Source organism: Halomonas sp. 3F2F (genome assembly GCF_014897805.1).
Taxonomy (GTDB): domain Bacteria; phylum Pseudomonadota; class Gammaproteobacteria; order Pseudomonadales; family Halomonadaceae; genus Vreelandella.
Window position 1 is genome coordinate 1 of the sequence record NZ_JABUZE010000063.1, and the last position, 582, is coordinate 582.

The window sequence follows — 582 nt, forward strand, 5'->3', positions numbered from 1 at the left end:
ACTCGCCATCTTCGTTTTCAGGTGAGTCTCGTGAATAAGCCGGGATCAAGCCTTGTGTACGACGAAAATCCGTTTCGTCACGCAGCGCAGTCAATGAGCGGCGTACCCGCTTACAACTGTTGCCGTTTTTTTTAATGCACGACGTAACGTGTCCTGGCTGACGACTTTACCTGTCTTATCCTGAAACTTAGCATGGAGGACAGGTAATTGATGCGGGTGCTCTTCAACAAGTTGCTGTAACACAGCAAGCTCGCTTTCGTTGAGAAGGCTAGGTCGTCCTTCACGAGGTTTATCTTGAAGGCCTTCAATACCGTCTTTTTCCCATTGGGATAACCAAGTAGACACCGTATCGCGTTTAACCCCGAGGATGTCGCGAATCTGGTTAATCGTATGGCCTTTGTGGCTGAGCAAGATGGCGTGGGCTCTGCGGCGTAGTGCTCTCTTTTCACCATGCTGGTAGGCGTCATTAACGATAGGTTGCTGGTCGGGCGTCAAAGAAATGAAGCGCAAGCGACGAGACATGGTGCATCTCCCTTGTTATAAGCCTCGCTTTATACACCATAACTTATGCGGATTCACTTA

At 49.3% G+C, this 582-nt stretch carries 1 pseudogene; it reads right to left on the reverse strand.

Features of this window, described 5'->3' with window-relative positions:
• A pseudogene (locus INT21_RS07165) lies at positions 1-522 on the reverse strand (helix-turn-helix domain-containing protein); the annotation flags it as partial.
• Between the last annotated feature and the right edge of the window lie 60 nt (positions 523-582).